Origin of the sequence: Pseudoalteromonas sp. NBT06-2, assembly GCF_002276045.1 — a bacterium.
Taxonomy (GTDB): Bacteria; Pseudomonadota; Gammaproteobacteria; order Enterobacterales; family Alteromonadaceae; genus Pseudoalteromonas.
Genome location: NZ_NQMR01000133.1, coordinates 1 through 22,626, shown reverse-complemented (window position 1 = coordinate 22,626; position 22,626 = coordinate 1). Strand labels below are relative to the sequence as shown.

19 protein-coding genes and 8 tRNA genes are annotated in these 22,626 nt (G+C 35.5%); 20 read left to right on the top strand and 7 right to left on the bottom strand.

What is annotated here, in order from left to right; all coding sequences use genetic code 11:
- Positions 1-694: 694 nt before the first annotated feature.
- A complete protein-coding gene (gene rpmE, locus CJF42_RS20385) occupies positions 695-907 on the bottom strand; it encodes a 50S ribosomal protein L31 (RefSeq protein ID WP_042152579.1) in 213 nt (70 codons plus the stop codon).
- Between the two features lie 246 nt (positions 908-1,153).
- Here rpmE and priA point away from each other — a divergent pair, with 246 nt between their 5' ends.
- The 5 genes from priA to CJF42_RS20360 all read left to right on the top strand — a co-directional run bounded on the left by priA (position 1,154) and on the right by CJF42_RS20360 (position 6,518).
- The gene (gene priA, locus CJF42_RS20380; protein ID WP_095368434.1) at positions 1,154-3,331 is read left to right on the top strand and encodes a primosomal protein N'; all 2,178 of its coding nucleotides are present in this window, start codon (positions 1,154-1,156) and stop codon (positions 3,329-3,331) included.
- Positions 3,332-3,371: 40 nt separating this feature from the next.
- Positions 3,372-3,884 (top strand): SPOR domain-containing protein, encoded by a 513-nt coding sequence (locus tag CJF42_RS20375; RefSeq protein WP_095368433.1) that lies wholly within the window; start codon positions 3,372-3,374, stop codon positions 3,882-3,884.
- 162 nt (positions 3,885-4,046) lie between these two features.
- Positions 4,047-4,571 (top strand): ATP-dependent protease subunit HslV, encoded by a 525-nt coding sequence (gene hslV, locus CJF42_RS20370; protein ID WP_286203514.1) that lies wholly within the window; start codon positions 4,047-4,049, stop codon positions 4,569-4,571.
- A gap of 11 nt (positions 4,572-4,582) precedes the next feature.
- Positions 4,583-5,911, top strand: a complete 1,329-nt coding sequence (gene hslU / locus CJF42_RS20365; RefSeq protein WP_095368431.1) for an ATP-dependent protease ATPase subunit HslU — start codon at positions 4,583-4,585, stop codon at positions 5,909-5,911.
- A 217-nt stretch (positions 5,912-6,128) separates the two neighbouring features.
- Positions 6,129-6,518, top strand: a complete 390-nt coding sequence (locus CJF42_RS20360) for a gamma-butyrobetaine hydroxylase family protein (protein ID WP_095368436.1) — start codon at positions 6,129-6,131, stop codon at positions 6,516-6,518.
- Between the two features lie 35 nt (positions 6,519-6,553).
- Here the strand turns inward: CJF42_RS20360 and CJF42_RS20355 are convergent, their stop codons facing one another.
- A complete protein-coding gene (locus CJF42_RS20355) occupies positions 6,554-8,434 on the bottom strand; it encodes a methyl-accepting chemotaxis protein (RefSeq protein ID WP_095368430.1) in 1,881 nt (626 codons plus the stop codon).
- A 157-nt stretch (positions 8,435-8,591) separates the two neighbouring features.
- On the opposite strand from CJF42_RS20355, the gene rraA reads away from it, so the two are divergent.
- Positions 8,592-9,095 carry a ribonuclease E activity regulator RraA gene (gene rraA / locus CJF42_RS20350; RefSeq protein WP_095368429.1) on the top strand — a complete coding sequence of 168 codons (504 nt, stop codon included), beginning with the start codon at positions 8,592-8,594 and terminating at the stop codon, positions 9,093-9,095.
- 131 nt (positions 9,096-9,226) lie between these two features.
- Here rraA and hutI read toward each other — a convergent pair whose 3' ends face one another.
- Positions 9,227-10,477 carry an imidazolonepropionase gene (hutI, locus tag CJF42_RS20345; RefSeq protein WP_502694803.1) on the bottom strand — a complete coding sequence of 417 codons (1,251 nt, stop codon included), beginning with the start codon at positions 10,475-10,477 and terminating at the stop codon, positions 9,227-9,229.
- A gap of 199 nt (positions 10,478-10,676) precedes the next feature.
- Here hutI and hutC point away from each other — a divergent pair, with 199 nt between their 5' ends.
- Positions 10,677-11,384 carry a histidine utilization transcriptional repressor HutC gene (gene hutC / locus CJF42_RS20340; protein WP_095368427.1) on the top strand — a complete coding sequence of 236 codons (708 nt, stop codon included), beginning with the start codon at positions 10,677-10,679 and terminating at the stop codon, positions 11,382-11,384.
- 65 nt (positions 11,385-11,449) lie between these two features.
- Here the strand turns inward: hutC and CJF42_RS20335 are convergent, their stop codons facing one another.
- Complete coding sequence (locus CJF42_RS20335) at positions 11,450-11,845, bottom strand: acyl-CoA thioesterase (RefSeq protein WP_095368426.1); 396 nt, start codon at positions 11,843-11,845, stop codon at positions 11,450-11,452.
- Between the two features lie 66 nt (positions 11,846-11,911).
- On the opposite strand from CJF42_RS20335, the gene CJF42_RS20330 reads away from it, so the two are divergent.
- Together CJF42_RS20330 and CJF42_RS20325 are read left to right on the top strand one after the other, a co-directional pair.
- On the top strand, positions 11,912-12,622 hold the full coding sequence (locus CJF42_RS20330; protein WP_095368425.1) for a 2OG-Fe(II) oxygenase: 711 nt from the start codon (positions 11,912-11,914) through the stop codon (positions 12,620-12,622).
- Positions 12,623-12,633: 11 nt separating this feature from the next.
- A complete protein-coding gene (locus CJF42_RS20325; RefSeq protein ID WP_095368435.1) occupies positions 12,634-15,096 on the top strand; it encodes an alpha/beta hydrolase family protein in 2,463 nt (820 codons plus the stop codon).
- A 216-nt stretch (positions 15,097-15,312) separates the two neighbouring features.
- Here the strand turns inward: CJF42_RS20325 and CJF42_RS20320 are convergent, their stop codons facing one another.
- Positions 15,313-15,576 (bottom strand): transposase, encoded by a 264-nt coding sequence (locus CJF42_RS20320; protein ID WP_095368424.1) that lies wholly within the window; start codon positions 15,574-15,576, stop codon positions 15,313-15,315.
- A 616-nt stretch (positions 15,577-16,192) separates the two neighbouring features.
- Between CJF42_RS20320 and CJF42_RS29380 the strand changes: the two genes are divergently transcribed.
- Positions 16,193-16,327, top strand: a complete 135-nt coding sequence (locus CJF42_RS29380; RefSeq protein ID WP_353651695.1) for a hypothetical protein — start codon at positions 16,193-16,195, stop codon at positions 16,325-16,327.
- Between the two features lie 161 nt (positions 16,328-16,488).
- On the opposite strand, the gene asd is transcribed toward CJF42_RS29380, so the two are convergent.
- Both asd and rsgA read right to left on the bottom strand, forming a co-directional pair.
- Positions 16,489-17,355: an archaetidylserine decarboxylase gene (asd, locus tag CJF42_RS20315; protein ID WP_095368423.1), complete on the bottom strand. Its 867-nt coding sequence runs from the start codon at positions 17,353-17,355 to the stop codon at positions 16,489-16,491.
- Positions 17,356-17,377: 22 nt separating this feature from the next.
- Positions 17,378-18,445 (bottom strand): small ribosomal subunit biogenesis GTPase RsgA, encoded by a 1,068-nt coding sequence (gene rsgA, locus CJF42_RS20310; RefSeq protein ID WP_095368422.1) that lies wholly within the window; start codon positions 18,443-18,445, stop codon positions 17,378-17,380.
- A gap of 121 nt (positions 18,446-18,566) precedes the next feature.
- Between rsgA and orn the strand changes: the two genes are divergently transcribed.
- The 10 genes from orn to CJF42_RS20260 all read left to right on the top strand — a co-directional run bounded on the left by orn (position 18,567) and on the right by CJF42_RS20260 (position 22,471).
- Positions 18,567-19,112, top strand: a complete 546-nt coding sequence (orn, locus tag CJF42_RS20305) for an oligoribonuclease (RefSeq protein WP_095368421.1) — start codon at positions 18,567-18,569, stop codon at positions 19,110-19,112.
- Positions 19,113-19,220: 108 nt separating this feature from the next.
- Positions 19,221-19,296, top strand: a tRNA-Gly gene (locus CJF42_RS20300).
- Between the two features lie 117 nt (positions 19,297-19,413).
- A tRNA-Gly gene (locus CJF42_RS20295) sits at positions 19,414-19,489 on the top strand.
- A gap of 117 nt (positions 19,490-19,606) precedes the next feature.
- Positions 19,607-19,682, top strand: a tRNA-Gly gene (locus CJF42_RS20290).
- Positions 19,683-19,799: 117 nt separating this feature from the next.
- Positions 19,800-19,875, top strand: a tRNA-Gly gene (locus CJF42_RS20285).
- Positions 19,876-19,956: 81 nt separating this feature from the next.
- Positions 19,957-20,032, top strand: a tRNA-Gly gene (locus CJF42_RS20280).
- Positions 20,033-20,113: 81 nt separating this feature from the next.
- Positions 20,114-20,189 (top strand) — tRNA-Gly (locus CJF42_RS20275).
- 81 nt (positions 20,190-20,270) lie between these two features.
- Positions 20,271-20,346, top strand: a tRNA-Gly gene (locus CJF42_RS20270).
- 81 nt (positions 20,347-20,427) lie between these two features.
- Positions 20,428-20,503 (top strand) — tRNA-Gly (locus CJF42_RS20265).
- Between the two features lie 153 nt (positions 20,504-20,656).
- A complete protein-coding gene (locus tag CJF42_RS20260; RefSeq protein ID WP_095368420.1) occupies positions 20,657-22,471 on the top strand; it encodes a cation:proton antiporter in 1,815 nt (604 codons plus the stop codon).
- The last annotated feature ends 155 nt before the right edge of the window (positions 22,472-22,626 follow it).

Genomic DNA, 22,626 nt, shown 5'->3' with positions numbered 1-22,626 from the left:
CCGCCTTTTATGCCTCTAATAAAGAGGAACAATTACTCCCCGTGTCCAGTTCCATTTACAGCCTTAGTGTTACCTTTAGCCATTGATGGAGACTTCACCTTATTTGATGATTCGTGAACCCAAGATAAATGTTACCAATTTTCTGTGATTTATTAATCACTTCCCCCTTCGCAATCAATTAAAGCTTTTGACTTAAATTGACTCCATCAAACATGATGTTGATAGTCTGCTTGGTTTTCCCCTCCACACCATTACTCGCTTTCATCGGCCTAGCCTTACTCATTACTAGGGGTTCATCTGCCACCTCACACCGACATTAAACCTTGAGTTTCCTCTTGAATTTAAGTCACTTACTAAAATTAAGTTTAGATGCCAGGCTTCCCCAGTTACTACACTGACTCCCTGTTAGAAATACCACCCTCAAGCACAGTATTGGTCTGACTAAGTATCGGGCTTTGCGCTATTTTGGATGCTTACCCACCAACACCGCCAAAACAGGCTACGGTTAGTTGTGTACTTCTAACTTCCTATGGCTTCCTTAAGACCCTATCGTTAGCCAATAACGCCCTTGCCATTCGGATTATCTTCCCCTTAGTCAGGGTGATCAGACTTCTTTCAGCCTATCGGGTTTGCCAGCTTTGCTGGGCAAACAAAAAAAGCACCCTGAGGTGCTTTTTTCTGTTTTATGCTGCAATTACTTGCTACTAAGGCTACCGAAACGCTTGTTAAAGCGATCAACACGACCACCTGTATCGATAACTCGTTGGTTACCAGTGTAGAAAGGATGACATTTACCACAGATATCTAAATGGATGTCTTTACACAAAGTTGAGTTCATTTCAAATTTGTTACCACATGAACAAGTTGCATTGATTGTTTCGTACTTAGGATGGATATCTTTTTTCATTTTGGAAAACCTCAGTTAAGGCCGCATCGCTCTCCAAACCCGAAGTCTGGTACCATACGTTGTTAAGTTATACATCAATCATTGATTGATAAGTTAGGGCGCGTATTTTAGACAAATCATCCAAAATTTTCAAGCATTATTAATTATATCTAAACACTATATTTTGCAGTTGAACTCATTTTTCACTATCAAGAGTCTGATGATTTTAGTAAATTAGAGCTATAATAATATTTAAGATTTTTATTAATGAAAATTGCTGCTGTATCAATCAAAGTACCTTTACATAAAACTTTTGATTACCTTCTACCTGAACATTTACCATTTGAGGTAGAATCAGGTATGCGTGTTGTTGTTAATTTTGCACGACAACAAAAGATCGGCATCATAATGGAAGTTAAAAACGAATCTAATTTTGATATAAAAAAATTAAAAAAAATAGTAGAAGTATTAGATCAAACCCCTATTCTACAACCTCAATTACTTTCTTTATTAAAGTTTGCATCTAAATACTATTGTTACCCTTTAGGTGAAACTCTGCAAATCGCTTTGCCTAAATTATTAAGACAAGGAAAAAGCCCAGATAAGACCAGCATCAGTTACTTAGAGCTTACACAGCAAGATAATACACAAAAGCGACTTAAAGGAAAAAAACAACAAGCTTTAATCGAGCATTTACAAGGTTCTGGGAAAACACCTATAACCGAGTTAAAGGCATTAGGTTTTGCAAGTCAAACTATTAAATCGCTCCTCAATAATGAAGTAATACGTGAATTCATTGAATTTGATGAACAATGGCAGTCACGAGAATTAACTGTTGAAAATCGCTTAACACTTAATAGTGAGCAAGCTCTTGCTTATGCTGCAATCAACCAAAATCAAAAATATAAAACTTTTCTACTTGAAGGCATAACTGGTAGTGGTAAAACAGAAGTTTATTTACAAGTGCTAGAACAAATTTTAAAACAAGGAAAACAAGCCTTAGTGCTAGTACCTGAAATTGGGCTTACGCCGCAAACAGTGAACCGTTTTCGCAGACGTTTTCCAGATACGCCTATTATGTTATGGCATTCTGCATTAACCGATAACGAACGACTACAAACATGGCGATTTTGTGAAAAAGGCAGCTGTGCCATCGTCATAGGCACCCGATCTGCTATTTTCACACCATTTGCCAAATTAGGTATGATAATCGTTGATGAAGAACACGATAACTCATTTAAACAACAAGATACTTTGAGATATCATGCCCGTGATTTAGCGGTATTTCGTGCTCATCAATTGCAAGTACCTTTAATTTTAGGCAGTGCAACGCCAGCGCTTGAAACTTTGCATAAAGCACTGATAAATAAATATCAGTTATTAACTTTATCTAATCGCGCGCAAACAGCAACCGATAACCAATATCATTTACTTGATATGAAAGGACAGCCTGAAGAAGCCGGAATAGCAAAAGCCAGTCTCGAGACGATTAAACTCCATTTAAAAAAACAAAAACAGGTAATGGTTTTTTTAAATCGACGTGGTTTTTCTCCCACTTTAATTTGTCATGAGTGTGGTTGGTTAAGTGACTGTGAACGCTGTAGTACCAATGCGACTTATCATAAAAGTATACAAAGCCTTATATGCCATCATTGTGGCGATCAAAAGCCTCCTCCATGTCAATGTCCAGATTGCGGTAGCACTCAAATTATGCCAGCAGGTAAAGGCACTGAACAAATCGAAGAATACTTGCATGAACAATTCCCCGAGATCCCGATCAATAGGATAGATAGAGAAACAACCCGAAAAAAAGGCAGTTTAGAGCAAGCATTAACTGAGATAAATACCTCTGGCCCGCGCATTTTAGTCGGCACACAAATGCTAGCTAAAGGTCATCATTTTCCAGATGTATCATTGGTTATCATTTTAGATGTAGATTCCGGGCTTTATTCGTGCGACTTTAGGGCGACAGAACATTTAGCACAGCTAATTATTCAGGTGTCTGGTCGTGCTGGACGCAGCGGTGAATCCGGACAAGTTTTATTGCAAACTCACTTTCCTGAACATCCGTTATTACAAGATTTAATCAATAATGGCTATCAAGACTTTGCTCGATATGCACTGACAGAACGCGAAATGACTGAATTCCCCCCTTATACCGCAATGGCATTATTTCGCGCTGAAGCACACGATATACAATTAATTCTCGATTTTTTGAATTTACTTATACCAGAGCAATCACTCCATGGTATACAATTGCTAGGACCAATCCCTGCTCCATTAGAGAAAATAGCAGGAAAATTCAGATATCAGATCCATATACAATCTGATAACAGAAATAATCTACATCAATACCTCTCTCAACTTGTTGATTACTTATCTAAAAGTAAGTTAGCAGCTAAAGTGAGATGGAGCTTAGATGTCGATCCAATTGATATGGCATAATCATTAAGACTTTTAGATATAAGGCATAGTTAAATAAAAAATGGCACAACACGATTTTATAAATAAAAAACGCCCAAATAAATCAAAAAAGAAGGCTGTAAAAAAGAAACCTATTGGTTTGATTTTACTTGCTTCAATACTACTGTTCGCATTCATTTATTTTTTATTCTATTTAACAACTCACAGTGAAGAAAAAAAACAAACTGAAGTAAAAAAAGTTGTAAAAGCTAAAAAAGAACTACTTCAAAAACCTATCGATTCAGATTTTATAGACGCTATCAAAGGCTCAGATTTAGTTAAAGTTGAAGTGACCGAAATGGAGCAAAAAGGACCTTATGTTATGCAATGTGGTTCTTACAAAACCAGAGCACAAGCTGAAACATTAAAAGCTAAAATAGCCTTTACAGGCATAATCTCATTTATCAAACATCAAGGTTCTTGGTATAAGGTACGTTTAGGTCCTTATGAAACCAAACGAAAAGCGGAAAGTGATAAAAACATACTAAAACGTCAAAGGATCATAGGCTGTAATATTTGGTTTTGGAATAAGTAACTTCACATATAGGCTAAAATTACATTTCTTAATTTTAAAGCCGTTTGCAAACACTTTTACTTGAAATTTTCAACCACCTCCCCCATCTACTAGTCATTAGAGACTAAAACACATAAATATAAAGCAGCAACCGCTGCTTTATATTTATGTAATAAAAAAGAGATTAACATGACTACAATTGTTTCAGTACGTCGCGGCGATAAAGTTGTGATCGCTGGTGATGGCCAAGTATCACTTGGTAATACAGTGATGAAAAGCAATGCACGAAAAGTACGTCGTCTATATAATGATAAAGTAATAGCGGGTTTTGCTGGCGGAACCGCCGACGCATTTACATTATTTGAAAAATTTGAAAGTAAACTTGAAATGCATCAAGGTCATTTAACACGCGCAGCTGTCGAAATGGCAAAAGATTGGCGTTCAGATAAGATGCTACGCAAACTAGAAGCATTATTAGCAGTTGCTGATGAAACGGCTTCTCTTATTATTACAGGTAATGGTGATGTAATTCAGCCTGAAAATGATTTAATAGCAATTGGTAGTGGTGGTGCATTTGCACAATCGGCAGCAACTGCGCTATTAGAAAATACAGAACTATCGGCGAGAGAAATAGCAGAAAAAAGCTTAACTATCGCTGGCAACATCTGTGTATTTACGAATCAAAACCATACTATCGAAGAATTATAATAGGAATTATTATGTCAGCTATGACTCCAAGAGAAATTGTTCACGAATTAGATCAACACATTATTGGTCAAAATAACGCAAAGAAAGCAGTTGCTATCGCATTAAGAAACCGCTGGCGTAGAATGCAACTTGATGAAGATTTCAGAGCAGAAGTAACACCTAAAAATATATTAATGATAGGCCCTACAGGTGTAGGTAAAACTGAAATTGCACGACGTTTAGCTAAATTAGCAAATGCACCTTTCATTAAGGTAGAAGCAACTAAATTCACTGAGGTGGGTTATGTTGGTAAAGAAGTTGAAACAATTATTCGTGATCTTACCGATATTTCTATTAAATTAACACGTGAACTAGAAACTAAAAAAGTAAAACATCGCGCTGAAGAAGCTGCTGAAGAACGCATTTTAGATGCATTATTACCGCCTGCTAAAAATACATTTGGTGAAACTGAACCAGCTGACAATTCATCTACAAGACAAGTTTTCCGTAAAAAATTACGCGAAGGTCAACTAGATGATAAAGAAATTGATATCGATATTGCTCAGTCTCCAGTAGGTGTTGAAATCATGGCTCCTCCAGGAATGGAAGACATGACAAATCAATTACAAAGCATGTTCCAAAACATGTCGAATGAGAAAAAAGCCTCTCGTAAATTAAAAATCAAAGAAGCATTTAAACTTTTAATTGAAGAAGAAGCCGCTAAATTAGTAAACCCTGAAGATCTTAAAGAAAAAGCAATTCAAGCTGTTGAACAAAATGGTATTGTTTTCATTGATGAAATGGACAAGATCTGTAAACGCGGTGAATCTTCAGGCCCAGATGTAAGTCGAGAAGGTGTTCAACGTGATTTATTACCCTTAGTTGAAGGTACCACTGTAAGCACTAAACACGGTATGGTTAAAACTGATCATATGTTGTTTATTACTTCTGGTGCTTTCCAAATGTCTAAGCCTTCAGATTTAATTCCTGAGCTACAAGGTCGTTTACCAATCCGTGTAGAGTTAGAAGCTTTAAGCGCTAAAGATTTTGAACGTATTCTAACTGAACCTCATGCATCTCTTACAGAACAATACGTTGCATTGTTGGGCACTGAGGGTGTAAATGTTGAATTTACACCTGATTCAATTAATGCAATTGCAGAGTCAGCATGGCGTGTAAATGAAAAAACAGAAAATATTGGTGCACGTCGCCTTCACACTGTCATGGAAAGATTAATGGAAGAAGTTTCATTTGACGCTTCTGAAAAATCAGGTGAGCAACTAACTGTTGATGCTAAGTATGTTGAAAAATTCTTAGGTAGCCTAGTTGAGAACGAAGACTTAAGCCGCTTTATTTTATAATACCTCTGCTGCGTAGATCTATTTGAACGACTACGTGCTAGTATTTAAAATATAATAGGTCTAATTTGTAATTCATAGTTACTCCCTGATTATGAATCATAACGCCGCAATCGTTTTCTACCCAAACTCTCGTAGGGCAAGACGATAAGCGGCCAACTGCGTTGTTAAAAGATATTTGTTGAGAATGAACCCTCGTAAAGTTACGGAGCAGATTTATATGTCTATATTAGTCACTAAACTTCATTACCATCAAAAAACAAAGATACTTGATGTATATTTTGAAAATACATCTAACGAGAGCACTTTATCTCATTTTAGTGCTGAATTTTTACGTACTCACTCACCCTCAGCCGAAGTACAAGGTCATGGTGCCGAGGAAATGAAATTAGTAGCCAATAAAAAACAAGTGAAAATCAATCAAATTGAAGCTGTTGGCCATTATGCAGTTAAACTTATATTTGATGACGGTCATGATTCTGGCATATACAGTTGGCAATATTTTGAACTCTTACAACAAAACTATGACACACTTTGGCAAAAATATCTAAACCGACTAACAAAGCAAAATGCCAGCCGAGATCAAATCATTCCAATTAAAATCCAGTAGTTCATCAATGCCTAATAAAAATGAGTCTCGCTAATTTATACTTTAAACTTAGCGATAGCGCCATGTAATACTCTTGCTTGTTCCGATACTTCCTCGCTTGTGTGAGCATTTTTACTAGCATGCTCAGTTGCTTGCTCCGCTATATCTCTAATTTTAACTACATTTTTATTTACTTCAGAAGCAACTAAGTTCTGTTCATCAATAGCTGTCGCTATTTGAGTACTCATATCCATGATATTTTGTACATTTTCAGTAATAGATTGTAATAACTCACCAGCTTTAGAAGCTTGAGCAGAACTTGCATCACCTTGTTGGCGGCATTGCAGCATTAATGACACAACTTGCTGAGTTCTTTGCTGTAAGGTCGTTATAATACTTTCAATCTCTTGAGTTGACTCTTGTGTTCTTTGTGCCAAAGATCTCACCTCATCAGCTACAACAGCAAAACCGCGACCTTGTTCACCCGCTCTGGCAGCCTCTATAGCCGCATTTAAAGCAAGTAAGTTAGTTTGCTCTGCTATACCTCTAATAACATCTAATACAGAACCTATCGTCTCTCCATCTTTTTCTAACTGCGATACGACTTCAGATGCACCACCCAAAGAGATTGATAACTCTGAGATACGAGCAACTGTAGAGTCGACTTCACTACGACCTTCTAATGCACTTACGTTAGTAGATTCAGCCTTATGTGCTGCTGCTTCAGTATTATGTGATATATCTTGTATAGTTGCCTGCATTTGCGTAGCTGCTGTGGCCACCATATCAGCTTCATGTAATTGTTCTTTCATACCATCACTAGTTGCTGACGTTGTTTCAGCTAAGTCTTCTGTTGCCGTATTCAAAGTTATTAAAGCTGAGTTTACTTCAAAAATAAGTGTTTTAAAATCAGAAATTAAACCATTAAAGTCATGTGTCATTGTAGATACTTCATCTTGACCTTTAACACAAATAGATAAAGATAAATCATTGCTACCTCTTATTTGGTGAATTGTTTCACACACCTCGTTTATAGGAACAATAATGGAGCGGCTAGTTAAATACACTAAACTCATTACAATAAAAAGTGAAAAGCCAAAAACAGTAAAGGCAGTTAATTTAGCACTACTAGAGGTTGATAATGTCATTTTTTTTGCTTCAATTAGCATTTTTTCAAACATGGCATCGGTACTTTTTATAGATTTACGCATTTTACCTAACGCACCTAAATCCATAGTCAATCCTAGTTCCTCACTTTTTTTAACGAGTTCTGAGAACTTGTTTTGATATATTATCAACATTGATTTAATGTCTGACTGAACTTGCTCTGATAAGTCTGATGATGAAATATCTTGTTCCAATTTAGCCATATTATTTGCAAATTTAGCTAAATACTTTAAATCATTTCTCAGCATAAAATCTTTTTCATTTCTTCTTAATTGCAGCATGTCAGCGAGTAATTGAAAAGTTTCATGTTCATGAAGTAATTCTTCGACAGAGTGAACAGCAGCTCTGAGCTCACCATATAATGCATCTTTGGGATGCAAACCTATTTCTTTTTGTAAACTCACAACAAAATCAAAATCTACTTTATATTGCTTAGCTAAGCTCTCAAACTTTAATAATTTATCTTGATCTACATCTAAATCTTCATATTGAGCTTTTAAAGCAATAATACCTTGTTGCATGGCCTTGTATTTTTTTTCAAATTTATCTAATGATTTTTGCTGTTTATAAGCCAAAAAGTCTTTTTCATCTTTACGCATACCCAATTCTTTAGCATTTAAACTTCCTGTAATGCTAGTTATTGTATTAAGTGTTTGCATGGTTTGTGACTGAAAGATAATCACGGTCAACATGACAAGCATAGCAATAGCAACAACTAGAGCATTTATTTGCAAACGCATTTTTATTGAGAGGCGCCCTAATAGGCTCATTATTTTTGACCCGTATATTTATAATTATTTTAAGTATAGAAAATATAATCAAAACTGCTGGTTGTAAATAATAATTTCGTAAAATTTAATTATTGTCTTGCAAACCAAGCTAGGTATACTTACAACTTGTTTTTATGAATTTTTTAAGGTTCACAACATGGAATACAATACATCAGCATTATGTGATAAGTACCCCAACCTCATAGATGTTTTAGAGCCAATGTTTATTAACTTTGGTGGCAGAACTTCATTTGGTGGTCAAGTTAGAACTATAAAATGTTTTGAAAGCAATGAATTGATCCGTGATGTATTAGAACAAGATGGATCTGATAAAATACTAATAATTGATGGTGGTGGTTCAACACGTCGCGCACTGATAGATATTGAAATTGCAGAACTAGCGCTTGAGAATAACTGGGAAGGTCTTGTTGTTTATGGTTCTGTACGACATGTTGATGAGTTAGAAGAGTTAGATATAGGTATTCAAGCGATTGCTTCTATTCCCGTCGCAGCAGATAGCAATGGTCACGGTGAAACAAATATAGGCGTCAATTTTGCGGGCGTCTCTTTTTTTGATGATGACTATATTTATTCTGATAGTACTGGCATTATTTTATCTCCTGAGCCTTTAGAAGCCGAAACAGACTACCAGATAGAATAATATTGATGCAATTAAATAGGCGAACAAAATAAATGGTATCCCTGCTTTAAGAGATTTGATTTAAATAATAAACCAAAGCTAAAAGTCTATTTTAACGACTTTATTAATCTTATTAAAAGGGAAATTATTCATTAACTTACCACACTTTCACCTTCAATCCATTGTTTTGAAAGAGGATTTACTCCAAATTGATATGCTAATTCAGAAGGGTGTTCAATATCCCACAAAACCATATCTGCACGCTGCTCTTTCGCAATCATACCGCGATCAGATAACCCGAGCGCTTTTGCTGCATTAATTGTTACACCTGCCAATACTTGTTCAGGTGTCATACTGAATAAGGTGCACCCCATGTTCATCATTAATTTTAGTGAACAAATTGGTGATGTGCCCGGATTAAAATCTGTTGAAATAGCAATCGGCACTTTATATTGTTGTAATAATTTTATTGGCGGTAATTGTGTTTCACGTAAAATATAAAAAGCACCCGGTAATAACACTGCAACAGTGCCAGCTTCAGCCATCGCTTTTATACCCGCTTCATCTAAAAATTCAATATGATCGGCAGATAAACCATTAAACTCAGCAACGAGTTGTGCACCTTTTAAATTAGATAATTGTTCTGCATGTAACTTTACAGGCAAACCTAACTCTTTTGCTTTTTCAAATACTTTGCGGGTTTGTGCATTAGAAAAACCAACACCTTCACAAAAAGCATCAACTGCATCAGCTAATCCTAATTGTGCAACTTTAGGCATCATTTCTTCACAAACTAAATCTATATATGCATCAGCTCCTTGCTCTGCTGGTATGGTTTTATATTCTGGCGGTAAAGCATGTGCACCTAAAAATGTCGTTTTAACATCTACTTTATGATGCTTACCGAGTAGTTTGGCAACACGAAGCATTTTAATTTCAGTTTCAGTATCTAAACCATAACCAGATTTAATCTCAACAGTTGTAACACCTTCGTTATATAAAGCGTTTAATCTTTTTTTAGCACTAACAAATAACGCTTCTGCAGAAGCTTCTCGTGTCGCCTTTACTGTTGAAACTATGCCACCACCTTGCGCTGCAATTTCTTGATAAGATACACCTTGTAATCGCATTTCAAATTCACGAGCTCGTGAACCACCAAAGATTAAATGAGTATGACAATCGATCAGTCCCGGCGTTAGCCATTGACCTTTAGCTGCAATAACTGGCGTGGACAGAGCATCAAATTTCGGTAAATCATTATATTTACCTAACCATGCAATTTTACCATCTTTAATTGCCACAGCTGCATTTTCAATAATGCCATAAGCCGTTAAAATTTCAGGATCCATAGTGGCTACATTCACATCAATTATGACTTGATCAAACTCTTCATTTAACATCATACTCACCCAGACTCGTAATAAATTTTTATTTAGTCTAACATTAGAGCTTGTATATACAAGCAATCTATATCACTTTATAACTATATTTATAGCAACTCTTTTAATTTAGTGGGTTTTAGAATAATCACATATTTAATAGGGTTGATATAATGTTATTTTATACTTTGAATAATTAAACAAGGTACCAACGGTATTGACGATGATGACACCTAAATTTTCGCAGATAAAACGCTTTATTATCGATAAAATTAAATCAAGCGAATGGCCAGAGCATAGCCGAATTCCATCAGAAAACGAGCTAACTGTGCAGTTTTCTGTCAGTCGAATGACTGCAAGACGTGCATTAACCGAACTAACTGATGAAGGAGTTTTAACCCGTTCTCAAGGGTTAGGTACTTTTGTTGCAAGTTTTAAATCACAATCATCTTTATTGGAAATAAGAAATATAGCAGATGAAGTGAAAGACCGTGGCGGTCAATATACCTGTACTCCAATTGTATTAGAGTCAATACAAGCAATTGCTCCAATTGCAATTGCCTTAGGTGTTGAAATCGACTCTTTAGTTTATCGTAGTGTATTAGTTCATTTTGAAAATGAAAAACCACTACAAGCCGAGGAGCGCTTTGTAAATCCAGGATTAGCTCCTGAGTATTTACAACAGAACTTTGAGCAAGTAACACCACATGAATATTTATGCCAAACCGCTCCTTTAACTGAAGCGAGGCATACAGTTGAAGCTATTACCCCTTCTGATGAAATCTGTGAATGGTTAACCCTTTATAATACAGAACCGTGTTTGCAAGTGATACGTAGGACTTGGTCATATAAAGGCGTTGTAAGTTTTGCACGTTTGATTTCACCCGGATCTAAATACCGTTTAGGCGGTCATTTAACATTCAAGAAATAACAACATTTAAAAAGTTAAAAAGCCGTATTTCGAAACGGCATTTTTATTATTTCAATTCCAGTTTTCTAATTTCCTAGTAAATGTTCACTTAACAGCGCTTTTTCTGACTCGGATAAAGCCTTCGCTTTTTTGTTATCAAAATCATAACGTACAACGATGGTTTTACCCAAGGCACATTGTTCAGCATGTTGCCATGCACTTTGTTCAATAACGAAAGAACTGTTTCCAATTTTACGAACAGCTGTTTTAATTTCGACTTCTTGCCCGTAAAATAGCTCACCTTGAAACTCTACTTCAATTTTAGCAATGATCAATTTCCACTTTTTTGGATTAAGATCTGGAGTAAAAAACCTAAAAATAGGCATGCGAGTCGCTTCAAACCAAACTGGTAGTACGGTATTGTTTATATGACCTAAAGCATCCGTTTCAGTGAAACGTGGCATTATTTTTTCTTTAAACATAACTTCACCTAATACAGGTTCTCAAAGAAGAACCTTAAACAATAAATTTAACAAGGGATCTCATTTATGCCAGATCTTATTCGTACATATGAAAATGCACTAAGCCCTGAGTTCTGTAATGATTTTATCAAACTTTTTGAACAAAGCCCTCATTTAAAACAAGGCACGACAAGTGGTGGTATCGATTTAGCTAAAAAAGATAGTAAAGATCTGTATTTAAGCATGCACCCTGAATATGCAGAATATAACCAACATCTACAGAGAGTCACAGCCGAAAAAGTATTTGATTATATAAGTGATAATTTTTTAATCATGATAGGTGCATTTGGTTTAACTGTTTACCATCCAAAAACCGGCGAGCCAACCAATTTAACAGTAGAAAACTTTGAAGAAGTGGGTAAACCTCAAGTATCCACTTTAGTACAGCAGCTTTTTAGATTAGGCCCGATACAAGCACAAAAATATGAAAAAAATAAAGGTGGTTACCCCTATTATCATAGTGAAGTATATCCACAAGTCGGCCATAACGAAGCACTACATCGTGTATTAGCCTTTATGTTTTATTTAAATGATGTTGAAGAAGGAGGAGAAACCGAGTTTTACTATCAAAAGTTGAAACTTAAACCAACTCAAGGGACTATGGCTATTTTTCCTGGCTATTTCTCCCATACGCATAGAGGGAATACACCAATCTCAAATGATAAATACATATTTACATCTTGGGTTTTATTTAATCACGCTGAAAAAATTTACGGCACTTCCCAATCAGATAAATGAGAAAAATGAACATGCTAAAAAAAGTATTAATTGGCCTATGTGCAACGTTACTTGCCCATACAGCATTTGCTGACTCGCTTGATAAAAGTAAAATTAGCTATTTAGGCCCTATAGCACCACAAAACCAATATAAACCTTATGAAACGGCACAGCAAAAAGAGATCATTAATAATTTATTGCCTCAAATCGCAAAAGATGCGAAGTCATTAAATATTTTTGGTGAAACTTTAAAGTGGCAACCGCTTTCTAAAGTAAGTAGGCTAACAGAACCAGGCCTTCAAGCAATTAAATTCAGTTTTTCAGTTGATAGGTTTGTTCAAGGTGATTTAAAAATACAAGGTATAGAAACAGCCAGTGTATTTATCAACAATGTTGCAATAACCGCTAACGATAAAAAATATCCTTTAATTTTAGCTACTGGCGACCATAAAATTATGGTGATTACAGAGCAAGTAAGTGACTGGAAAAAAGTCACTTTAGACTTTGAGGGTAAGTCTGAGCATGATCAAATTACGATCACTACTGATAAATATCACCCACTCACAGCAAAGCAGCTATATGATGCAAAAGTGATTTCTGGTGTTGCTTTATCACCAGACTCCAAGCAAATGATCTTAAGTAGTAAAGCTTATAACGATAAATCAGCTAATAAATCGATACGCACAGCTCAACTGTTAGATACTAAATCAAATACTGTACGTTACCGCTGGGAAGATGGCAAAGCGTCAAACTTTATTTGGAGCCCAGATAATAAAAAATTAGTTTATTTATCAAATGGAAAACTTAAACAACTAGATAGAAAAACCCTTGCAATAACAATGTTAAGTGACAATTTAACGAGTACCAGCGGCTTTGAATTTTTTGATAACGATACTTTAATTTTCAATTGGAATAAATCAGCTAAAAAAGACAAGTCACTTACAAAGCACTATAAAGGACTTGAAGATCGCTGGTCATATGCTCGAAATAGCAATCAAGTACACTTATTAGATTTAAATTCAGGTTTAATTCGTCAAGTGAGTTCACCAAAATTTAACCATAACCTTGAAGATCATAATGCAAAACGTGGCACTGTATTATTAAGCCGCAATCCAATAAATTATGCCGCCCCTCCGCATATGATCACTAAGTTGGTTGAGATAAACTTAAAAGATAATAACGAAAAACTCATAGGTGAATATCGTACTTTTAATAATGCGCAATACCATAAAAATGGTTTTTATATCACTGCGGGTCCAGCATTTATGAATGGTTCGGGTCAAAACTTACCTAAAAATATGCTACCTAACAATTATGATAGTCAGTTATATAAGCTGAGTTTTAACGGTAAAGATGTTACTGCATTATCTAAAACTTTCGCTCCATCAATTGGTCGTTTTGAAGTGTTAAAAAATAGTGATGTTGTACTATCTGTAACAGAAAAAGATACGAAACAAGTTTATTTATTTGATGAAAGTAAAAACAGCTTTAAAAAGCTAAAGTCTAAACTTGATATTGTAGAGCGCTTTTCTTTATCCAAAGGTAAAAGGCCTCGATTGCTCTATACAGGTACAACTGCTTCAAAACCACAGCAAGTTAAACTATTAAATGTTTATAAAAATAAAACTAAAACGGTATCTGACAGCAAATTTGATTTTTACCAAAATAGTGAAATCGCAACATTAGAAGAATTTAACTTCGTTAATAAAAATAATGTTGAAATTAGTGGTCGTGTTTATATTCCACATAATTTAGATAAAACTAAAAAGCATCCTGCACTTATTTATTATTATGGTGGCACATCACCAGTAACACGTGGCTTTACAGGTCGTTACCCATTTAACTTATGGGCAGCAAATGGATATGTAGTTTATGTATTGCAACCAACTGGTGCCACAGGTTTTGGTCAAGAATTTTCAGCTAAGCATGTTAATGCTTGGGGTAATTATACTGCTGACGATATTATTCAAGGCACCGGAGAGTTTTTAAAGGCTTATCCTTTTGTTGATGCAAACAAACTTGGTAACTTAGGTGCATCATACGGTGGCTTTATGACTATGTTACTGACTACAAAAACAAATATATTTAGTGCATCAATATCACATGCTGGGATCTCAAATATCACGTCATATTGGGGGCAAGGTTGGTGGGGTTATTTATATTCAGGTGAAGCATCTAAAGGTAGTTTCCCGTGGAATAATACAAAACTATACAGCCAACATAGCCCTGTATATAATGCCGATAAGGTCACTACTCCTCTATTACTTATTCATGGCAATGAAGATACCAATGTACCACCAGGTGAAAGCCACAATATGTATACTGCACTTAAAATATTAAATAAAGATGTAGAGCTAGTTGAATACAAAAATGCTAACCATCAAATTTTTGCCCGTGATAAACGCTTTCACTGGTGGGATACTATAATGGCTTACTTTGATAAAAACTTAAAAGATCAACCACAATGGTGGGATTATTTATATCCAAGTAAATAAATTTTATACATTAGAAAAAGCTACTGACATTTATGGCTAGTAGCTCCTATTATGCAGTCACTTAATTTCTAAAAATTTTATAAAATAAGTCACCCCTATTTATAATAAAATTAATACTTTAGGGAATTATACCAATTGCGTTAATTAACTGTTCAATATTGCCCAATCTCTTTTAGATAGTGATATTACTCTATCAACATCAGTTCTAAAGTTATTCTAAGCTGTTGTACACTTATCTACAATATCGTCATAATCTTTAAATGATATATTTGCTATTTTATTTTGCCTTAACCATGAGTAAACTTGTTCTATCGGATTTAACTCTGGTGAATAAATTGGAATGTGTATAATGCTTAAGTTAAGGAAATCTTCATCAATATATTCTTGATGCCAGCTTGCACCGTCCATGATAACAACAGTAAGACGAGCAGCTTCTTTTTCATTTGATATTAATTTCAAATGTGACTTCATTACATCCATATTATAGCAATTCTATTAACTAAGTGATCTAATATAAATTAGAATAAATTTTCAATAGCAAAGCGCTTGATTAAGCAATAGCTGGATATTGGGATTGAAAGCAACGCAGCTATTGTATATTTAGACCATTTAGATTGATCATACATTTATTTGAATTGGTATTACTCACGGGTGCTATAATTGCTTCAGTCTTTGCATTTGTCATGCAAACAGCACCAAACAAATATGTATATGTATATGTATATGTATATGTAAATTGTTACTACTGAATTACTCGCGGTCTACTTCTAGTTTCAGCCCAAACATGTGTTGTTGTGTTTTGTTGACCAAACCTAGCCTCATCTTGAAACCATATATCAATGCGATCAAGAGCAAAATGCCCCTGGATCTTTTTTATTTGAAATTATCTAAATTTTACTGAGCTTCTCCGATTATTTTGGATCTTTTGAACGAGTGATAATCCAGCTAAGATTAGCCCATGTAAAAAGTAATAAATATTAGCTTTTTGATATTTCACATTAAACTCTGACGAAATATAAGCTTGTACATCTTCACCTTGTAGTCGGCAGAGCAAGAGACGTCTTATTACATCACGTCATTAAAAGAATAAGTAGAAATCACAGCAAAATATATACGTCGGCATTGGGTGATAGAGAATAGCCAGCGCTGGCTATTAGATGTGACATTCAAAGAAGATGAGTGTCAAATCTATACTGATGATGGAGCAAGAAAGCTAGACACTGAAAGCTAGCAACTATAAGACGTAAGCTGTTGAACTTAATAAAATCATACCCATTGAAAGAGAGTGTTACAAGAAAAATGCAACAAGTATGTTGGGATGCTAAATTTAGGGCGGAAATCTTGATTGATTAAAAAGCAAGCAAATCATAATCCGACCCTGTATTTAATAATTTATTTTATTATTTTAGCAAATGGCTGGCCCATTCGCGTCACAGTCTCTGGGTTTTGACCTTTTAAGAACTCAGCCGTTTGCTGTGACCAAGCAATAATAACCGTAGATCCAAGTTTAAATCGTCCCATTTCCTCACCTTTTTTCAAACATATTTTATCATCACCCTCTGTTGGGTAATCCCAGCTAAATATTTTTTTACCTACTGGTGGTGTCACTGTACCTGACCAAATAGTTTCGATACTAGCGACAATAGTTGCACCAACTAACACCATCGCAAGTGGACCAATTTCAGTATCAAAAATGGCAACTACACGCTCATTTCTAGCAAATAAATTTGGCACATTTTGCGCTGTAAGCGGATTAACTGAAAATAAATCACCTGGCACATATATCATTTGCTTTAAAGTACCATCAACTGGCATATGAATACGGTGGTAATCTTTTGGTGCTAAATATATCGTTGCAAATTTACCGCCTTGAAAAGGCGCAGCAGTTTGCTCTTCACCACCAAGTAATGTTTGCAAACTAAAATCATGACCTTTAGCTTGGATCAAACGATCATCTTGAATATCACCAAGTTGACTGATTTTGCCATCAACAGGATGAGCTATGATATTTTCATCACTTACTATTGGGCGTAACCCCTCTTTTAGAGAGCGAGTGAAGAACTCATTAAAGCTCTTATAATAACTCGGGTCTTCATGCTCAGCTTCAGTCATATCAATTTGATATTGTTTAATAAATACTTTTATTAGTGTCGTACTTAACGCACCGGCTTCTGCTTGCGCCAATTTCCCTACTGCACGCGATACTAAATGTTTTGGCATTGCATACTGCATCGCAATTTTAAATTTATCTAAACTCACAAGTGTATTCCTAATTATTATTTTATACTCTCGGTGCACGAGCACCTGCACGCCCTTCTTGCATTGATTCTAAGATTCGATGGTAATTATCAAACCTCAGTTGCGAAATCTTCCCTTCAGATAGCGCCTGTTGTAATAAACAACCAGGATCTTTTAAGTGTTTACAGTCTCTAAACTTACAACCACCTAAATATTCTCTAAATTCTTTAAAACACCAAGTTACACGATCTGGTTCTAAATGCCACAAACCAAACTCTCTGATCCCAGGTGAATCAATTAAATTCCCGCCTGAAGGTAAATGGTGTAAACGAGATACTGTTGTTGTATGTTGACCTAAACCACTGTTTTCAGAAACAACTTTAGTTAATATGTTAGATTCAGGTAGTAAAGTATTTACTAAGGTTGATTTACCCACACCACTTTGGCCAACAAAAATACTATTTTTATCAACCAGTAACGATTTTAATCCATCTATCCCTTCACCAGTTTTGTTACTAACTAAATACACCTGATAGCCAATACCTCGGTAAATATCTAAAATGCTTTGTACATAAGTTAGAGTTTTATCATCAAGTAAATCAACTTTATTTAAAATCAATATTGGCTTTATGCCCATATCTTCACAAGCAACTAAGTAGCGATCTATGATACTAGGAGTAAATTCAGGTAGTACTGCTGAAACCATTAAAATTTGATCTACATTAGCAGCAACAACTTTTACACCATCATAAAAATCAGGACGAGTTAACTGAGTCGCTCTTTCTTCAACGGTTTCAATGACACCTGCTAGATCACCTTGGCTTACCTTTGCTCTGCGAAAATAGACATTATCACCACACACAATATTACTGACTGTACGACGAATATTACATCTAAGTATTTCATTTTTTGTGGTTTCAATATCAGCATGCTGACCAAAACGACTGATCACTATAGCTGACTCTGTTGCTCCTAAATTATCAGTTTGCCATTCATCATGAGATTTTTTTTCAATATTTTCTACTGCAGTATTAGCCGTTTTCAAACGCTTTTGATGGTTTTCTTTTATGCGTCTTGATTGACCTTTACTCAATTTCTTTCGTTTTGTCACATTTAGCCTATAACTTAATAAATTGGATTACTTTGAAAAAAATCGTTTAATCCATACCAGAAGCGTATTATGATATAACTAATTACTTAAAATCGAAAGGAAAGCACCGCTAAGGTAATTTATGTCTTTTCATGAATCTAATTTAATTTGGCTTGACCTTGAAATGACAGGTTTAGAGCCACGTACAGACAAAATATTGGAAATTGCCACTATTGTAACAAATAGCGAGCTAAATATATTGGCTGAAGGCCCTGTAATTGCAATTCATCAAAGTGATGAGCTGCTTGATAACATGGATCCCTGGTGTGTAAATCAGCATGGAAAATCTGGTTTAACCGATCGATGTAAAGCAAGCAAGTTCTCTGAACAAGATGCAATCGAGCAAACCCAAGTATTTTTAGAAAAATGGGTACCAAAAGGTGCCTCCCCTATGTGTGGAAATTCAATTGGTCAAGATAGACGTTTTATGAATGTTTACATGCCAACGCTTGAAGATTTTTTCCATTACCGAAATCTAGATGTCAGCACAATAAAAGAGCTTGCACGTCGATGGAAGCCTGATATTTTAAAAAAAGTAAAGAAAAAAGGTGAACACCTAGCCTTAGAAGATATTCGCGAATCCATCATGGAATTGAAGATATATCGTACTGAATTTTTTAATTTGTAATTTTTCAAATAAAAAACTTGCAAAAAAAATCAGTTCGAGTAATATCTCGCCCCGCTTAGGAGAACAACCTTCGGGGTATTTCCTTAGCTATACCATGTAAGATGTGATGCGGTACTAGCTCAGCTGGTAGAGCGCGACCTTGCCAAGGTCGAGGTCACGAGTTCGAGCCTCGTGTACCGCTCCAAATTTTTATAGTTTTATTCAGCTTCAAATGAATTTTTTGATGTGGTATTAGTTCAGCTGCTAAAGCACTAGTTGCGACATAGTCGCTACAGCTCTTAAAATATGTTCTAAATGTGATGCGGTACTAGCTCAGCTGGTAGAGCGCGACCTTGCCAAGGTCGAGGTCATGAGTTCGAGCCTCATGTACCGCTCCAAATTTTTATAGTTTTATTCAACTATAAATGAATTCCCTGATGCGGTATTAGTTCAGCTGCTAGAGCGTTGTGTTCGACAAATTCGAGCAAACTCTAAAAATATGTTCTAAATGTGATGCGGTACTAGCTCAGCTGGTAGAGCGCGACCTTGCCAAGGTCGAGGTCACGAGTTCGAGCCTCGTGTACCGCTCCAAATTTTTATAGTTTTATTCAGCTTCAAATGAATTTTTTGATGTGGTATTAGTTCAGCTGCTAAAGCACTAGTTGCGACATAGTCGCTACAGCTCTTAAAATATGTTCTAAATGTGATGCGGTACTAGCTCAGCTGGTAGAGCGCGACCTTGCCAAGGTCGAGGTCACGAGTTCGAGCCTCGTGTACCGCTCCAAAATTTTATAGTTTTGTTAAAATATAAATAAATATCAGATGAAGTCTTACTTCAGCTCTTAAAATATGTTCTAAATGTGATGCGGTACTAGCTCAGCTGGTAGAGCGCGACCTTGCCAAGGTCGAGGTCACGAGTTCGAGCCTCGTGTACCGCTCCAAAATTTTATAGTTTTGTTAAAATATAAATAAATATCAGATGAAGTCTTACTTCAGCTGTTAAAATATGTTCTAAATGTGATGCGGTACTAGCTCAGCTGGTAGAGCGCGACCTTGCCAAGGTCGAGGTCACGAGTTCGAGCCTCGTGTACCGCTCCAAAATTTTATAGTTTTGTTAAAATATAAATAAATATCAGATGAAGTCTTACTTCAGCTGTTAAAATATGTTCTAAATGTGATGCGGTACTAGCTCAGCTGGTAGAGCGCGACCTTGCCAAGGTCGAGGTCACGAGTTCGAGCCTCGTGTACCGCTCCAAAATTTTATAGTTTTGTTAAAATATAAATAAATATCAGATGAAGTCTTACTTCAGCTGTTAAAATATGTTTTAAATGTGATGCGGTACTAGCTCAGCTGGTAGAGCGCGACCTTGCCAAGGTCGAGGTCACGAGTTCGAGCCTCGTGTACCGCTCCAAAAAATTTACATCCACCTTTATCTATAAAGCAATCTGCTTATTAAATTTTTTATATAATTATCCTAATTTATATATACTAATATTAGCCATTTCATACACAGCACATATACTTATTGCGATTAAGATCTAAACTTAATGGAGCATGAGAATTTATGACCGCGATTTATATTGCAGGTATCGCACTATTTTCAGTTTTTGCTCAATGGCTTGCTTGGGTATTTAAAGTACCTGCCATTTTATTTTTATTATTAATAGGACTACTATTGGGTCCTGTCTTTACTATCTTAAATCCAGACAATTTACTTGGCGATTTATTATTTCCTATCATCTCCCTCTCTGTTGCTATTATACTATTTGAAGGTTCTCTTACATTACACTTTAGAGAGCTAAAAGGAATCGGAAAAGTAGTAAGAAACCTCTGTTCAATTGGTATGCTCACAACCTTTTTTATTATCGCTCTCAGTAGCTTTTGGTTGCTAAACCTTGATTGGAGGGTATCTGCAGTATTAGGTGCCGTATTAGTTGTTACAGGACCTACTGTAATTACACCTTTACTCAATATTATGAGGCCGAGCATAGAAGTTGATCGTATTTTACGATGGGAAGGCATAGTAATAGATCCTATCGGCGCTTTATTTGCGGTTTTAGTTTTTGAAGCCGTCAAATTTGCTGGACCAACAGATGTATTAAGCCATACTTTATTAGCACTTGGCGCAACATTAGCAATAGGCTTATCTCTTGGCGCATTTGCCGGTTGGTTAACCACATTAATATTTAGAAAAGACTGGATCCCTTATGAACTGCAAAAATTTACGGTCCTCGCATTAGTTTTATTTACTTTTTCACTTTCAAATGTTTTAAGTCATGAATCAGGACTTTTAGCTGTAACTGTTTATGGCATTTGGCTAGCAAATCAAGATGATTTAGAACTAGATCCTATATTAGAGTTTAAAGAAGATCTTTCGATGATATTAATTTCAGGTTTATTTATATTATTAGCCGCAAGATTAAATTTAACGGAGCTCTTGTTACTTGGCCCAACAGTAATGATTTTCTTAATAATTGTTTTATTTATAGCTCGTCCATTATGTATTATAGTTTCAACTTTTAGATCGGATATAACAATAAAGGGCAGAATGATCTTAGCTTGGATCTCCCCTAGAGGAATTGTTGCAGCAGCTGTAGGATCCGTTTTCTCATTAAGCATGGCCGAACAAGGCATTAAAGATGCTGATAAAATTGTTCCTCTTATCTTCACCGTTATCATTGTAACTGTAATATTACAAAGCTTAACAGCACTGCCCTTAGTCAAGTTATTAAAAATGCATAGGCCTGAACCCTCAACTATTTTAATCATAGGAGCAAATCATGTTGCTAGAGCAATAGCAAAGGAACTTGAAGATCAAAATATAGATATCTACTTATCTGATCCTGCATGGGAAAACTGTAAAATGGCAAGAATGAGTGGATTAGCATGTTATTACGGCAACCCTCAATCAGAACATGCAGAAAGATACTTGCCTATGACTGATATTAAAACTGTATTAGCACTTTCCCCTAATCGGCATCATAACGCATTAGGTGTTCAATACTTCTCTCATCTGATCAAAGAAAAAAATGTATTTTCCTTAAAGTCATCAAATGTTCATTCAAAAGCGAATAAAGACAGCACAACTTTTCTTTCAAGACAAATATTATTTATTGATGACAGTAACGATAAAACAGCAACTTTTACTAGGTTAAGTAACCTTATTGCTAAAGGAGGAAAAGTTAGCACCACAAGAATATCGAAAGAATTTTCTTGGGAAAGTTATTTAGAAGTAAATAATGAGGCAATTCCATTATTTTTAATAAACTCTACGGGACAGTTATGCCCATTTACTCCTCAATTAGCTGCCCCTCGAGCAGGTGAAATGGTTATTGCTATGCAGCCCTCCAAAATCTCGATATTAAAAGAAACTGGATAATTTCAGCGAAGTGTTACCATTTGATATTCCGTATACTTAAATTTAATTATTGATAAAGAAAAGACCGTGACTTTTAAATCACGGTCTTTTTAAGAATCACTTATAGATGATATTATTCTAATACCTAATTAATTTCGTAACACCTCAATAACCCG

Bases quoted from the DNA above. Each gene is read 5' to 3' on its own strand.
- CJF42_RS20355 (WP_095368430.1), bottom strand. From the start codon at position 8,434: ATGAGCCTATTAGGGCGCCTCTCAATAAAAATGCGTTTGCAAATAAAT.
- CJF42_RS20375 (WP_095368433.1), top strand. From the start codon at position 3,372: ATGGCACAACACGATTTTATAAATAAAAAACGCCCAAATAAATCAAAA.
- rraA (WP_095368429.1), top strand. From the start codon at position 8,592: ATGGAATACAATACATCAGCATTATGTGATAAGTACCCCAACCTCATA.
- hutC (WP_095368427.1), top strand. From the start codon at position 10,677: ATGATGACACCTAAATTTTCGCAGATAAAACGCTTTATTATCGATAAA.
- CJF42_RS20360 (WP_095368436.1), top strand. From the start codon at position 6,129: ATGTCTATATTAGTCACTAAACTTCATTACCATCAAAAAACAAAGATA.
- orn (WP_095368421.1), top strand. From the start codon at position 18,567: ATGTCTTTTCATGAATCTAATTTAATTTGGCTTGACCTTGAAATGACA.
- priA (WP_095368434.1), top strand. From the start codon at position 1,154: ATGAAAATTGCTGCTGTATCAATCAAAGTACCTTTACATAAAACTTTT.
- CJF42_RS20260 (WP_095368420.1), top strand. From the start codon at position 20,657: ATGACCGCGATTTATATTGCAGGTATCGCACTATTTTCAGTTTTTGCT.
- CJF42_RS20330 (WP_095368425.1), top strand. From the start codon at position 11,912: ATGCCAGATCTTATTCGTACATATGAAAATGCACTAAGCCCTGAGTTC.
- CJF42_RS20335 (WP_095368426.1), bottom strand. From the start codon at position 11,845: ATGTTTAAAGAAAAAATAATGCCACGTTTCACTGAAACGGATGCTTTA.
- hslU (WP_095368431.1), top strand. From the start codon at position 4,583: ATGTCAGCTATGACTCCAAGAGAAATTGTTCACGAATTAGATCAACAC.
- hutI (WP_502694803.1), bottom strand. From the start codon at position 10,477: ATGATGTTAAATGAAGAGTTTGATCAAGTCATAATTGATGTGAATGTA.
- CJF42_RS20320 (WP_095368424.1), bottom strand. From the start codon at position 15,576: ATGGATGTAATGAAGTCACATTTGAAATTAATATCAAATGAAAAAGAA.
- rpmE (WP_042152579.1), bottom strand. From the start codon at position 907: ATGAAAAAAGATATCCATCCTAAGTACGAAACAATCAATGCAACTTGT.
- CJF42_RS20325 (WP_095368435.1), top strand. From the start codon at position 12,634: ATGCTAAAAAAAGTATTAATTGGCCTATGTGCAACGTTACTTGCCCAT.